The 14,437-nt window shown below is 36.9% G+C and carries 13 protein-coding genes and 1 riboswitch; of the genes, 5 read left to right on the plus strand and 8 right to left on the minus strand.

The features are described from left to right. Positions 1-30: 30 nt before the first annotated feature. A riboswitch (SAM riboswitch) is annotated at positions 31-137 on the minus strand. A gap of 74 nt (positions 138-211) precedes the next feature. Further along, on the minus strand, positions 212-3,049 hold the full coding sequence (locus KIK00_RS14320; RefSeq protein ID WP_255813056.1) for an alpha-amylase family glycosyl hydrolase: 2,838 nt from the start codon (positions 3,047-3,049) through the stop codon (positions 212-214). Between the two features lie 192 nt (positions 3,050-3,241). Further along, positions 3,242-5,320, minus strand: a complete 2,079-nt coding sequence (locus KIK00_RS14325; protein ID WP_255813057.1) for a T9SS type A sorting domain-containing protein — start codon at positions 5,318-5,320, stop codon at positions 3,242-3,244. A gap of 154 nt (positions 5,321-5,474) precedes the next feature. Here KIK00_RS14325 and KIK00_RS14330 point away from each other — a divergent pair, with 154 nt between their 5' ends. Next, on the plus strand, positions 5,475-6,347 hold the full coding sequence (locus KIK00_RS14330) for a helix-turn-helix transcriptional regulator (RefSeq protein WP_255813058.1): 873 nt from the start codon (positions 5,475-5,477) through the stop codon (positions 6,345-6,347). A gap of 93 nt (positions 6,348-6,440) precedes the next feature. Here the strand turns inward: KIK00_RS14330 and KIK00_RS14335 are convergent, their stop codons facing one another. Beyond that, entirely contained in the window at positions 6,441-6,725 is a 285-nt protein-coding gene (locus KIK00_RS14335; RefSeq protein WP_170872059.1) for a hypothetical protein, read from the minus strand. 93 nt (positions 6,726-6,818) lie between these two features. After that, entirely contained in the window at positions 6,819-8,426 is a 1,608-nt protein-coding gene (locus tag KIK00_RS14340) for a fumarate hydratase (protein ID WP_255813059.1), read from the minus strand. Positions 8,427-8,596: 170 nt separating this feature from the next. Between KIK00_RS14340 and KIK00_RS14345 the strand changes: the two genes are divergently transcribed. Both KIK00_RS14345 and fumC read left to right on the plus strand, forming a co-directional pair. Continuing rightward, the gene (locus KIK00_RS14345; protein WP_255813060.1) at positions 8,597-9,052 is read left to right on the plus strand and encodes a hypothetical protein; all 456 of its coding nucleotides are present in this window, start codon (positions 8,597-8,599) and stop codon (positions 9,050-9,052) included. Position 9,053: 1 nt separating this feature from the next. Then, positions 9,054-10,448, plus strand: coding sequence for a class II fumarate hydratase (gene fumC / locus KIK00_RS14350; RefSeq protein ID WP_255813061.1), 1,395 nt, complete (start codon positions 9,054-9,056; stop codon positions 10,446-10,448). Positions 10,449-10,523: 75 nt separating this feature from the next. Here the strand turns inward: fumC and KIK00_RS14355 are convergent, their stop codons facing one another. Genes KIK00_RS14355 through KIK00_RS14365 form a run of 3 tightly spaced genes read right to left on the minus strand, consistent with a single transcriptional unit; the run spans position 10,524 to position 12,753 of the window. Then, the gene (locus KIK00_RS14355) at positions 10,524-11,564 is read right to left on the minus strand and encodes a porin family protein (RefSeq protein WP_255813062.1); all 1,041 of its coding nucleotides are present in this window, start codon (positions 11,562-11,564) and stop codon (positions 10,524-10,526) included. Positions 11,565-11,594: 30 nt separating this feature from the next. Continuing rightward, positions 11,595-12,206: a hypothetical protein gene (locus KIK00_RS14360; RefSeq protein WP_255813063.1), complete on the minus strand. Its 612-nt coding sequence runs from the start codon at positions 12,204-12,206 to the stop codon at positions 11,595-11,597. Further along, positions 12,187-12,753 (minus strand): RNA polymerase sigma factor, encoded by a 567-nt coding sequence (locus KIK00_RS14365; protein ID WP_255813064.1) that lies wholly within the window; start codon positions 12,751-12,753, stop codon positions 12,187-12,189. Before KIK00_RS14365 ends, KIK00_RS14360 begins: the two co-directional genes overlap by 20 nt. A 248-nt stretch (positions 12,754-13,001) precedes the next feature. Between KIK00_RS14365 and KIK00_RS14370 the strand changes: the two genes are divergently transcribed. Continuing rightward, positions 13,002-13,199 carry a hypothetical protein gene (locus tag KIK00_RS14370; RefSeq protein WP_255813065.1) on the plus strand — a complete coding sequence of 66 codons (198 nt, stop codon included), beginning with the start codon at positions 13,002-13,004 and terminating at the stop codon, positions 13,197-13,199. 25 nt (positions 13,200-13,224) lie between these two features. Then, positions 13,225-13,431, plus strand: a complete 207-nt coding sequence (locus KIK00_RS14375) for a hypothetical protein (RefSeq protein ID WP_255813066.1) — start codon at positions 13,225-13,227, stop codon at positions 13,429-13,431. 60 nt (positions 13,432-13,491) lie between these two features. On the opposite strand, the gene KIK00_RS14380 is transcribed toward KIK00_RS14375, so the two are convergent. Then, the gene (locus KIK00_RS14380; protein WP_255813067.1) at positions 13,492-14,430 is read right to left on the minus strand and encodes a Dyp-type peroxidase; all 939 of its coding nucleotides are present in this window, start codon (positions 14,428-14,430) and stop codon (positions 13,492-13,494) included. Positions 14,431-14,437: the final 7 nt, after the last annotated feature.

A 14,437-nucleotide genomic window follows, 5' to 3' on the forward strand; every position in this document is an offset into this window, starting at 1 on the left:
GAAATGGAATTCATATAAGAATATTGACTTCACTTATCTCCCCCCTCAGGGTTGGAATTAGCACCTTTACACTTCTCGAATCGTGCAGGTTGCTAAGGTTTCTTTGGGCCAAATCCCTCCACCTTTCTTGATAAATCTACTGCAAAAGTAGACTATTTTTTTAAATATACAAAAAAGGCAAATCTGCTATACTGCAAATCTGCCTTTTCGTTTACTTTACAATCATCTTTTGAATTGCAGTTCCTGTTTCCGATTTCAGCTGCACCAGATAAGTTCCTGCCGGATAAGTGATCTTCATTTCATAGGTACCGTTTTCTTTATTCAGTTTAAATGAATCCAGCCTTTTGCCAGTCATATCAAAAATCAAAATTTCTCCGTTTTTTGCTTTGTTAAAAATTAATTTAGCAATTCTGTTTTGAACCGGATTATCTGCAATCTGAAGAGATAGTTTATTTACTGTCTTTATATCTGCTGTTGACAGCGCACCTGCATAATTTCCGAAGATTCTGAATTCTCCCGGCTGTAAAGTTATCGGGGCCGTGGTAGAAACTACATTCGAAATAGTGTCATCCATCAGATTCTGCCATTGCCCTGTGTAAGGAAAGAAAGGAACAACGTTTTGTACAGATGTAGCGTAATTGGCCAATACTACCACATTTTTTATTCCGGTTGTAATAGCCGGATCATAAAGATAAATTCTTGTGATCAATCCATCCGGATCATTAGTCAGATTATTGGATTCTATACTGTACGTTTTAGTTTTAAAAATCTGATGGGTATTTCTGATTGTGATTATTTTAGCCCATATATCATATACTGCTTTTCTGTTTACGTTGGAATCATATCCCAAGGTAAATGCAACAGGTTTTTCATCGGTTCTGCACCCATTATTGATGGTGCCGTCAGCACATCTGTTGATACTGAACTCATAGCCTAATTCACCGAACTGCCAGATCATTTTCGGACCAGGAATGGTAAAGAAGGTCGCTCCGAAGGTTTTCATTCTTTCAAGAGCTGTATTAAGGTTTTTAACATCATAACTTCCGTTAGCAGCACCGTAGGCAAGGTTTTTAAACATCAGTCTTTCTTCATCATGGCTTTCTCCGTACCCTACAGCACGCATATTGGTAAAACCATGAAGACTATGGTTCATTCTGTCGTAATTACTGTTGTCTTTATATCCCATGGTATTCTGGTTATAGGGATCAGTTTGTTTATTCCAAAGCATTACTCCTTTTCCTTCTGCTACTCTGTAGTTTGCCCATTGCTGTTCTTCTGCATCCGTTCCCAGATGTTCAAAGATCATATAAGAATTCGGATCAATGGCCCATTGTCTGTCTGCATAATGCTTCATGATGTCCACTCTGTCCTGTTGGTAGGCATTGGTGCATGCTTCGTCATTTTCGGAACAGCTTTGGGTAAATCCTTTTGTTAAATCCCAACGGAATCCGTCTATTCGATATTCTGTCAGCCACTGCTGAAGACATCTTTCAACGTAATATTGAGTTGAAAGACTTGTATGATTAAAATCGTTAAACACATTGTATGAGTGTTTCGGAACCTGATTGAAATAAGGATTGTTTGCTGCAACATTTCCATAACCGTCACCATCTGGATCTATATTCCAAAGTCTTACTAAAGGAGAGCGCCCTGTAGCGTGATTAAATGCTACATCCAGAATCACTGCAATTCCGTTCTGGTGGCAGATATCTACAAATTCTTTGAATTTTTCAGGGGTTCCGTACGCTTTGTCTAATGCATAATGAAACGAAGTATTGTATCCCCATGAAAGATTCCCGTCAAATTCCATGATAGGAAGCAATTCTATAGCATTGATTTTTAGATTCTTTAAATAAGAAATTTTATTGATCAGGGACTGCCAGTTCTTTTCCTGTGTGAAATCTCTTAATAATAACTCATATACAACGAGATCTTCTTTCGCTGGTCTCTGAAAATTGGTAACCTGCCAATTATATGCCGCCTGCCCTGTTTTAAACGTTGAAACTTCAAACCCTTGTCCAGCTGGGAATACAGGTAAGTTCGGATATGTGGAGGCAGAAATCCACGGATCATCATAAGAAGATAAGATCTGTGGCGAATAAGGATCTGCCACCTTTCTCAGATCATTTGTTCTGTACTGGAAAGTATAGAGTTGCTGAGGAGTCAGGCCAATCAATTCTATCCAGTACAGATCAGGATTTGTGGTATCTTTTTTCATTAAATAGGTATCATTCACCACCCAGTTATTGAAACTTCCGATGACATGAACAAAACTTTTTCCCGGAGCATATAAAGCAAGTCCAACCTTGGTTTGATCTGTAGGATGATAATTAATTCCTTGTTTTATCCAGTTGGGTATTGCTTCAGAAATTACATTTCTGGGAACCTGTAAAATGAATGTCGCAGTTTTAGAATTAGCTCCTTCTGTAGCAATAAGTTCCATACTGGCATCCTGAGTAACTGTATAACTGTAAGAATAGGATTGTGATGGAGTTGTTGTAGAGTTAACCACAGTTCCGTTTGCTTTTAACTGAAATGTTGCGTTGGTATTTGTTGTTGCAGTAATAATGATAGAGTTTCCTGCCGGAACAGAAGTCAGGCTATTGGATAATGGATTGGTAAGATTTAAACTTAAAGTACCCACATTTACAAAAATGTCCGGTGAGGTCTGATGGGATCCTGTTTTATCTTTTAATAAAAATCCGAACCTTCCGATTCCTGTTCTTCCGAAAAAAGAAGTCGGAGTAAAAGTGAGTGAATAGCTATCTGTAGCAGCATTATAATTTAGTTTATTCAGGTCGTTGGAGCTACTCCAGCTACCATTGGTAGGACAGTTCTGACTGTTCTGGTAATTAGTGTCAAAAGACCATGACCAGATATAAATGGTATTATTGGAAACTCCCCAGGCGGATTCATCAATCTGATCTCCCGGAACCGTAAGCGTAACAACATCTGTTTCATTGAACGGATTAGGGCTAATCGTATAGTTGATCTGCCCAAAAACAAACATGGTAACAAGCACAAAAACAACGGAATAAAACTTTTTCATTTATTATTTTTTTATCGAATATAGTATAAATTTTTCTTCATAACGACTATTCTTGCGCAGTCTTCATCAAATATTTCAATTTTCCAGGAAAAAATAAATTAAAAAAAGGCTCATGAAAATTTCATGAGCCTCCAATAAAAGTAATTGTAATGAACTATTTTTTGAACGAAAATCTTTGCTGTTGAAATCCGGTTAGTCTTTTATAATTTTTTTAGAAACGGATTGTCCATTCTTTAATTTTAAATCTACGATATATAATCCTGATGGAAGTTCAGCCATATTGATCTGATTATCGGAGAACTCTATGTTCATTTTTTGTCCTACTGCATTGATAACGATTACTTTTTCAATCACGGAATCTGATTTAACAGTAAGAACTCCTTTTGTCGGATTCGGATGTATTCCTATTACAGCATTATTCAACTTAATTTCTGAAGTACTTAAAGAAGATGTAGGCTTAATACATCTTACTGATGAGCCCTGTCCTCTCATTGCTCCTGCTGATGGGTTGGCAATAGTTGATCCGATATACAGATATTTCGCGCCTAAACTTGATGTATCAGAACTCCAGAAATATCCTCTTTGCCCTACAAAACTAAAGTCGCCATTACCTGAGCTTCTGTATCCTCCTGCCGGTAATTTAAGATTGCTGCTGTAAGCAGTTGCCGGATTACCAATACCTTCAGCTCCTACTAAAGCAGTCCAGTCTGCCTGAGAAGGCATTTTCCAGTCTGTTCCTATCGCTTTACAAGGATCTACTCCGGCTGATGCACTAGCATCTGCAACTGATGCACCAGCCCATGTATCCGAACTTGCAAAACCGGCCCACCATGCCGGAGACCCCGCAACATACACTCCTCCTGCAGCACCAATGCCTTCCGGAGTATTAGGTGAAGGAGCTTGTGCTGTCTGAGAATTTCTAAGCTGGTGACCGTCATCCCATCTTCCCCATTGGAAAAGATCTCCATATGAATTGGCATCAGCCACAGATGAAGCAACCTGTGTGCTTCCAAGATTCTGCTGAAGCCATATTTTTCCGTCAGCACCTCTTACTGTGGAATAAGCAACCTGCTGACCACGATACATAAAACTCACACAACCTGTATCACCCACATTTGTTCCGGGGTCTGTATTGCTGCATGTTTGAGGATTTACTGTCAGAGAAATTCTTTTAACTTTTGTGGTATTTTCAGAATAAGCAAGAACAAGATAATTGTGCGCTTTATCTATGGCAAGGTCGTTGTATTTTGCTTCACCATCCGAAACAAAGTCACCTCCAAAAGCAATCCAGTTTTGTGAATCATCTAATTTATAAACTGTATTTCTCAGGAAATTATCATTTTCAAAACGGCTGGCAACTACATATGGTTTCCCGGATTCCGTCACTGCTAAAGCAACATGCTGAACTTTCCCTTCTGAAAAATTAGCATTTCCAACCTGTACCCAAGAGTTTCCGTCAAATTTTTTAACATTCACTTTTCTGCCTCCTCCTGAGTTCGAAACATAGGCTACATAAATAGTATTAGATCCATCCAAAGCAATATCAGCATTGTATTGTTCTCCTGAAGAAGAAGCATCTGCAGAAGCTCCGCCTACCAAACTCCAGTTTTGTGTTGAGCTTGCATCAGTACTGTTTTGATACACTTTTAAACCTCCGGAAACATTACACGTATAGACCATATTATTAGTTCCGATGACCATTTCAGCAAATTCAGCGCCTCCTGAAAAGCCGGCATTTCCTACCTGCTCCCAAGTTCCGCCAAAATATCTTTTTACCGTTCCTGAACCATAAGATCCATAAGTGAATATAATATTATCAGAAGAAACTGCAGAAGCCTGATAATTTACAGCACTGTCTGTAGCATTCGGAAGTTGTGACCATAACGATCCGGTAAACAGACGAACTTCCATTCCTGAGCCTGGATAACCAAGCTGATTGGTATAATAAAGACTGTTTCCATTTGGGCTTATAGACAACGAATTGTAAGTTGCCGTTCCAGTTGTAACCCCGGCACTTCCTCCTAAATATGACCATGAATTCCCGTCAAATTTCTGAACAGAACCTCTGGCTACAGAAACATCATAATATGACAGATAATAATTTCCTGAGTTGTCAATAACTAAATTATTAAAACTGCTCCCTCCTGCTGATACATCCTGAATGCCTCCAGCATTTTCCCATTGCTGAGCATAGACGCAGCTTCCGGCAATAGTCAGCAACGTTAATCCCGTTCTGATTTTCTGTATTGCAAAATGTAAATCTTTAAACATATAAAATATTATTTTTAATTATTCTAAATTTAATTTAATTTTGCGCAAAAGTACCTCTCCTGTTTAACCCTGAGTTATCATTTCCGAACTTTTGGTTATCCTGCGAAGAACTTTTACTTTAAGTAGTTGTACCATGGCTGTAAAAATGTGTTGTATGAGGAAACCATCAAAAAGTGAACTTTTGTTCAGATCCGAAGACATCAAAATCATCATACAGGAAGATCTGTGTCCTGATCAATCCTTCAAATCTCATATGCTGGAAGGGAAGTCCAGCTTTAATCTTCTTTTTCTGCTGAGTGACGGCATTAATTTGAAAGCTCACGATTGCGGAACTCAATTTTTATTTAAGAAAAATCAATATATCCTTCATTATTCCCCTACAGAAAGTATTGCTGAGCTATGGACTGAAAACCAGGAAATCCTGATGTATCTTCAGATTCAGATTAATTATCAATATATTTTTAACCTCATCAATCCTGAGCTTAATCGTGAGAATGCTGAGATTCTGGAAAATATGATTCATAATAATTTCATATTCCTCCATAAAGAAACACCGCCGGACATGACGGTTGAAATGCATATGATTGTAAAAGAAATTCTAGGATACACCAAGAAAGGAATCATGCAGAAGCTATTTATAGAAGCCAAGATTATTAAGCTTCTGATTTTGATTTTTGAGCAGTTTAATGAGAAAAACATTTTGGAATCCACTCCAAAGACTCCTGAAATGATCAGGAAATTCATTGATGAAAATTACCACAGAAATATAAAAGCGGAAGAGATCGGAAAGTATATTGGTATGAATCAGAATATTATCCGAAAGGAATTCAAGGCCCAGTATCATACAACGATTGCTCATTATATATCGGAACTCAGAATGCTGAAAGCGAGAAAACTGATCACCGACAAAGAGATTATGATCAAAGAAATAGCTATTGAATGTGGTTATGAGTATCTTCAGAACTTTACACGGGCTTTTAAAAAGAAATTTGGAATGTCCCCGGAAAGCCTTAGGAATAATAAATAGAAAAACCGCCTAACTAATTAAGCGGTTTTATATATGTTGTTTTGCTTTGATATTACTTTTTCAGAATTCAGGTGAAAAAGCAATGACAATCAATTAATGATGATGTCCGTGATCGTGAAGGAAAGGTCCGTTTCCTTTAGGCTCGCTATAGATAACTTCTACACCTTCCTGCTCAGAGATAAGCTTTCTTCTGATGTCTTCAGGATCGAAAGGCTTTACTTTTCCGAAATACTCTTTCAAACCTTCAGTTAGCCACATTGGGATTACTAGTCCGAAGAACATAAAAATACACCAGAATCCTACTAAGAACATAGTAATGAAGAATATAGTCCAAAGGAACTGGTAGAACGGCCAAAATGCTGATAATATCGTTATCATTCTCTTAAAGATTTTAGGCAAAAATAAAGCTTTTTTCTTTTTTACACAAAAGATCAGTGCTCTATTTTATTATTTATTTTAATTTTAAACTAATTAGTGAGCAAGATTTGCGAAGAAATCGTTGCCTTTATCATCGGAAATAATGAATGCAGGGAAGTCTTTTACTTCGATTTTTCTTACCGCTTCCATTCCTAATTCCGGGAAGTCTACTACATCTACAGACACAATATTGTCTTTAGCAAGAATAGCGGCAGGTCCTCCGATAGATCCAAGGTAAAAACCTCCGTACTTATGACAAGCATTGGTAACATCTTTACTTCTGTTTCCTTTTGCCAGCATGATCATACTTCCTCCGTGGCTTTGGAACTCATCCACATAAACATCCATTCTTCCAGCAGTGGTAGGCCCAAAACTTCCTGAAGCCATTCCTTCCGGAGTTTTTGCAGGTCCTGCATAATAGATCGGGTGGTTTTTGAAATATTCAGGCATTGGTTTCCCGCTGTCGATAATTTCTTTGATTTTTGCGTGAGCGATATCTCTTGCTACGATTAATGTTCCATTCAATTTCAATCTTGTTTTGATCGGATATTTGGATAACTCAGCAAGAATTTCAGGCATTGGCTTATTTAGATTAATCTCAACTGCTTCTTCCAGGTGTGGAGGTGTATCAGGCAAGAATCTTTTTGGGTCTTGTTCCAATTGCTCAAGGAAGATCCCTTCTTTTGTGATTTTCCCTTTAATGTTTCTGTCTGCAGAACAAGAAACCCCCATTCCTACCGGACAAGATGCCGCGTGTCTCGGAAGTCTGATTACTCTTACGTCATGCGTAAGGTATTTTCCTCCGAACTGAGCTCCGATTGCACTTTCCTGGCAGATTTTCTGAACTTTTGCTTCCCATTCAAGGTCTCTGAATGCCTGGCCGGCTTCATTTCCTTCTGTTGGAAGATGATCATAATATTTTGCTGAAGCTTTTTTCACTGCAGCAAGGTTGGCTTCTGCTGAAGTTCCTCCAATTACCAACGCTAAGTGGTAAGGCGGACAGGCAGCTGTTCCAAGATCAGAGATTCTTTCTTTAACGAATTCTTCAAGAGATTTTTCGTTCAATAAAGATTTCGTCTTTTGATATAAAAATGTTTTATTGGCTGAACCTCCTCCTTTTGTTAAGAATAAGAATTCATAATAATCTCCTTTTTTAGCATAGATATCAATCTGTGCGGGAAGGTTAGACCCTGAATTCTTCTCGTCAAACATTGTCAAAGGAACCACCTGAGAATATCTTAAGTTTCTTTTTTGATAAGTATTGAAAATTCCCTTGCTCAAGTATTCTCCGTCATCTACTCCTGTGTATACATTTTCTCCTTTCTTTCCCATTACGATAGCTGTTCCTGTATCCTGACAAGAAGGAAGAGCTCCTTCCACGGCTACTGCAGCGTTTTGCAAAAGGTTGTAAGCAACGAATCTGTCATTATCTGTAGCTTCAGGATCATCAATGATTCTTCTAAGGCTTTCCAGGTGTGAAGAACGAAGCATGAAAGAAACGTCTGCCATAGCTTCTTCAGCTAATAATTCCAGTCCTTTTGGATCAACTGTTAAAATTTCTCTGTCACCCAGCTTTTCAACCTTTACATAATCTGATGTAAGCTTCTTATACGCCGTATCATCTTTCTGAATTGGATACGGATCCTGATATCTAAAGTCCATTCAATTTTTGTTTGTGCAAAAATACGTCTCATTAAAAAAATATGAGTAAAATCAGTCATTTAAATTGATATTTATAATGATTATAAATTGCAGGGTTTTTCATTTATAACTAACTTTATAGAACGTTAATATTAATAATAAAATGTTTTAAAATTGTATCTCTTAATTCAATGAAAAATATCTTAGTCCTGGTTTTATGTCTTATTATGAGCAATAACAGTTTTGCTCAGGAAAAGCAAGAAAGCCTATCCCAACTTTCAGGAATTTGGATCGGAAAAGCTGAAGGCCAACCAATGAAGTTTGAGATTTTGGATAAAACACCTAATTCGTTTACATTTTCATTCATTAATTTTCAAAATGAGAGGTTTACAATTTTAAAATCTGATATAACAACTAAAGAAAAAAATGAGTTTGTTATTTCTATTAAAGAGGCTAAATTTTCTTCACAACGCTACGAAGACTGCATCTTTTCCACAGGAACTATAACTCTATCTGATGCATCGCATGACAACATGAAATTAAATTTAAGATCAGTTGGCCCTACATGTTTTATAAGCTATGACGTACTAGTCAATATGAATGACATTAAGGATCTCATTTTAACAAAAGAAAAATCAAATAAATAATATGAATTACAGAATTGAAAAAGACACCATGGGAGAAGTGCAGGTACCTGCAGATAAACTTTGGGGTGCACAGACGGAACGTTCAAGAAACAATTTCAAAATAGGACCTGAAGGTTCAATGCCGCACGAAATCATTGAAGCTTTTGCTTATCTGAAGAAGGCTGCCGCTTATACAAACACTGATCTGGGAGTCCTTTCTGCAGAAAAAAGAGATATGATTGCTAAAGTATGTGATGAAATTCTGGAGGGAAAACTTAATGACCAGTTTCCATTGGTAATCTGGCAGACAGGTTCCGGAACACAGTCGAATATGAATGTGAATGAAGTAGTTTCCAACAGAGCTCATGTGAATAACGGAGGAACTTTAGGCGAAAAATCTGAAATTCATCCAAATGATGATGTGAATAAATCACAGTCTTCTAATGACACTTATCCAACTGCTATGCACATTGCTGCGTATACAAAGGTAGTGGAAGTAACTATTCCGGCCGTAGAAAAACTAAAAAATACGTTGGCTGAAAAGTCAAAAGCCTTCAAAGATGTAGTAAAAATTGGGAGAACCCACCTGATGGATGCTACTCCACTTACTCTTGGGCAGGAATTTTCCGGATATGTGGCTCAATTGGAATTCGGGTTGAGAGCTTTAAAAAATACATTACCTCACCTTTCTGAACTGGCTTTGGGAGGAACAGCTGTAGGCACAGGATTGAATACCCCTAACGGTTATGATGTAAAAGTAGCGGAATATATTGCTCAGTTTACCAATCATCCTTTCATTACTGCAGAAAATAAATTTGAAGCTCTTGCTGCTCATGATGCGATTGTAGAATCTCACGGAGCTTTAAAGCAACTGGCTGTTTCTTTATATAAAATTGCTCAGGATGTGAGATTACTTGCATCAGGTCCACGTTCCGGAATCGGGGAAATTCATATTCCTGAAAATGAACCGGGATCGTCTATTATGCCAGGGAAAGTAAACCCGACTCAGAATGAAGCTTTAACAATGGTTTGCGCTCAGGTTTTAGGAAATGATATGACAATTTCGTTTGCAGGAACTCAGGGGAATTATGAACTGAATGTTTTCAAACCGGTAATGGCTTACAATTTCCTGCAATCTGCCCAATTGATTGCTGATGCATGTATTTCCTTCAATGATCACTGTGCTGTAGGTATTGAACCGAATCATGAGAGAATTAAAGAACTTGTAGACAAATCCTTAATGCTTGTTACGGCTTTAAATACTCATATCGGATATGAAAATGCGGCTAAAATTGCTAAAACAGCCCATAAAAACGGAACAACGTTGAAAGAAGAAGCCATCAATCTTGGTTTGCTAACTGCTGAGCAGTTTGACGAGTGGGTAAAGCCTGAAGATATGGTAGGAAGTTTAAAATAATGATTCTATAACTGATACAATGCAAAAACTCCGGGAGCTTTTCCCGGAGTTTTTCGCTTTGTTATCAAAATGTATTTAATCTAATCCGATGGCCAAGCCAAATATCAGCGCTTTATCATTTTTGAAATAACTGTCTTTAAAGAAATTGCTGAAATCTTTTTTAACAAACAGACTGAAACTGTTGTATGAGAATGTAATCTGTGCCCCATACACAAAAGGATTCACCTGGTAGTTTCCGCGGTCTCTTGTCTCACCGTCATTTCCTTTTACAATATTGTTGGTAGACATTTTCACACCTCCATATACATTGGCTCCTATTTTAAATCCTGTGTAATAACTTCTGTACTGGATATCCATTCCTGCATTTTTAAGTTTGGAAAAATTATACTGCATACCAAGAGGAACAATGATATATCCTGTTCTCAGCTTACTTTTATCAAGGTTCCCGTTATACTGAGCCAAAGCCACTCCCTGATCTGCACTTCTTGTAAAAAGCATATTGTTATCTGCTCTTACTGTTCTCCACGAGAATCCTAATCCGGAAATAACCGCCCACGGGCTTGTTCTGCTAAGCTGGTAATTCAGTTTCAGACCAAATTCCAGGTTATTCGCATATCCTATGTTTTTATCCAGTTCATTATCCGGAGAGCTATTTGTCAAAGTCATAATTCCGTAAGAGAAATATCCTGTAAAGCTTCTGCTGGGACGGAATTTTTTCAACAGCTTTTCTTTAAGCTCTTCTTTGGAAGTAACATCTGTATTCAGAAGTGAATATCTTACTTGTTTCTGAATAACGTCATCCAGATCAAATCCAAGTTCCTCTATTCTTTTGTCCATTTTCTCAGAATAACGGTCTGCAATCTGAGCTTTTTCTCTGTCAAAATCTGCTTTATCAAGGTTTCTTGCCTGCAAAACCACCAATTCTTCTTCCATCAGTTTTTTTTCTTCCTGAATAATGGTATTGATTTTCGTGGCATATTCTTCCACTTTCTCTTTTACAATAGGGCTTACCTCTGTGTCTTTTTTAGAAGAAAGGTTAATATTCAAAGCTTTTTGTGCATGGAATGATGCTGAAATAGAGCATAGCAACCCCATTACGATTAATTTCTTGATCATATTATTAATTTTTATTTTTTTGCGGGTAAATTATCTGGCATTCAAATCAATAGTGGTAGCCACATTACTTCCATCCTTTGTTTTTTCGATAACATCTTTATGTTCTACTGAGAAAAGAAGTGTGGAAGGATCTACATATTTTTTCTTTTTAACCGGAGTTTTTAAAGAATCAGCCTTTGCCATCAGTTTAGGATTTGAAAACTGAGGAAGTTCCAGCTTCTTCAGAGGAAGAGTTTCTTTGGGAATAAGTTTATTCTGCCCTATTGCCACAGGGGAAATCACTTCTTCCTTATCTTGGGAAAGCGTTTTCTTTATTTCCTTTTTATCATTATTCTCAACTGCCAGCGGAACAGTATTCTGAATCGGATCTTTTACGATTTCTTTTGTAGCACTCTTTTCTGTTTTCTTTACCATTTCCGGTTGGATCTCTGAAGGCTGATTAAGAAAAAACAGAACACTTCCCAAACTGAATAATAATAGTAAACATGCCGCTACTAAAAACCAGTTCACTTTTGATTTGGGACGAGTATTATTTCTGTTTTGAAGCTCTATTTCAGACCACAGATCACGGGATGGAGTAATCTCTCTTTCCTCAATCTGATGTTTGATCTGATGTTCAATATTATCTGTAAACGTTTTCATTTTTCACTTTTTTTTGTTGTTGAAAGTAGATCTTTCTTAATTTTTCTTTTGCTCTGAACAGCTGTGTCTTGCTGACAGCCATTGAAATCTGCAAAGTATCAGCAATTTCCTGATGAGAATATCCTTCCAATACATAGAGGTTAAAAACCATTCTGTAGGCATCAGGAAGCTGATCCAAAAGGTCCTGAGCATTAAAATCACAATCAATTTCAGGCTCATGAATATCTTCGTGAAAAGATTGATTGATCTCATCCAGATAGAAAACTGTTTTATGGCTTTTGATAAAATTCAGGCATTCGTTAACGACAATTCTTCTCGCCCAGCTATCCAGATTCGACTCTCCTCTGAAGCTTTCTATATGCTTAAAAATTTTACAGAATGCTTTAATGAGACAATCTTCCGCCTGATACAAATCGCTCACATAGCTTTTGCTTACACTCAGGAATCTCTTGACATTCTGTTCATAGAAAATCTTCTGTGCAGCCGGATCCTGTTTCTTCAGGAGGCTCAACAAATCAGGTTTTTTATTTCCGAACAAAAGTTTCATGCTTATACTGTTTCTACTTTAAAGACAATCAAAACAAAAAAAGGTTACAACTTGAAAAAAATATTTTACTATTTAATACAATAAGTTGATATTTTTTGCTCAGAGTTACAAACCGTTTAGTCTTTTTTATTTCTGAAAAACAAGAAAAAAATTCAGGATAAGAAACTGAAAAACAATTTTTTAGTCAGATATATTTCATGTTTCTTTTTTTCCTATATTGGAGATATAATTAATTTAAAACTAAATCCATGAAAAATCTAAAGAAATTAGACAGAGAAAATTTAAAAGCAGTATTAGGAGGAGACTTTATATGTCTTGGTAATCTTTATTTAATAGAAGCCAATGGTTATTATGCCTGTTGTACAAAACCTAATGTAGATCCTTGTAACTCTTCTGCAATGTGTCTGACTCCTGTCGGTATGTGTGACACTGGTATTCCGGCTTAGTTCTGAAACAGGTTAAAACAGGACTATGAAACATCTGAAAAAATTAAAAAGAGAAAATCTAAAAACAATTAAGGGAGGAAATACACCACTTTGCGATATGTATTTGGTACAATACAACGGATATTATGCATGTTGCAGCGTACCTACAACCAATCCCTGTGAATTGAAAAAAAGAGAGTGTATGGTGGAAAACGGAATGTGTGATTCATACAATTCTGGAAATCCGGTATAATTTCTGTAAAAGTAATTGATAAAAGGCTGCCTTACTTATGAGACAGCCTTTTTTATTGTTTTATCCAGAGAATTCATCAAGCATATTTCTGGTAGGAACAAAGAAAAGCGTTCCGGTAACTGCTGTGCTGAAATCTAAAATTCTGTCATAATTTCCCGAAGGATCGCCTATAAACATATTGGTCAACATCTTTTTTGTTGTTGTAAATGTACTTGAATAGGCAATAAAATAGGTTCCAAACTCATTAGTAGAAGGATTCCCAAAAGGCATATTATCTCTGACAATTTTCAATTCTTCCCCATTTTCTCCTTCAATATTGGCTAAAGCAATGTGTGAGTTGGAAGGTTTTACATCATCAGACATTTCAATATCATTTTCTTTTGATCTCCCGATAACTTTCTCCTGATCTTCTGTTGACAAACCTTTCCAGGCATCCATATTATGAAGATATTTCTGAACGAAAAGGTAGCTTCCTCCTTTATACTGAAGATCTTCATCTCCTATTTTTGCAAAATAATCACGGTCGTCTCCATGCGGATTCTCCGTTCCGTCTACAAATCCAAGAATAGAACGTGCATCCCAATATTTAAATCCATGAATCTCCAAAATGCTTTCGGCCACCGAACTCAATAGTTTGGATATTTCCACAGCCATATCGAAAATAAGGCTTTTATTGTCTGCTCTCAGATGAAAATGAAGATCTCCGGGAGTGGAAACAGCGGTATGTTTTATTCCTTTTATTTCTTCAAAATTAACTAATTCTTTTGGCAGAGGTTTTGGAAGTTCAAGTTTTCTCCATGCTTCTGCACCAATTCCCATTACACAACTTGCTCTACTATCTGGAAAACGGTTAAACACCGAATTATTAAGATTTAACACCAGAGCGCATAGTTCCTGAAAAATATCTTTCAATTGCGGACTGTCATTAAGTTTCCAAACCATGAAAATAGTATTGCTGTTTGGATAATCAGTTACATTCTGTGACTCTATCGAATTCATATACGTC

It is taken from the genome of Chryseobacterium sp. MA9 (assembly GCF_024399315.1).
GTDB lineage: Bacteria > Bacteroidota > Bacteroidia > Flavobacteriales > Weeksellaceae > Chryseobacterium.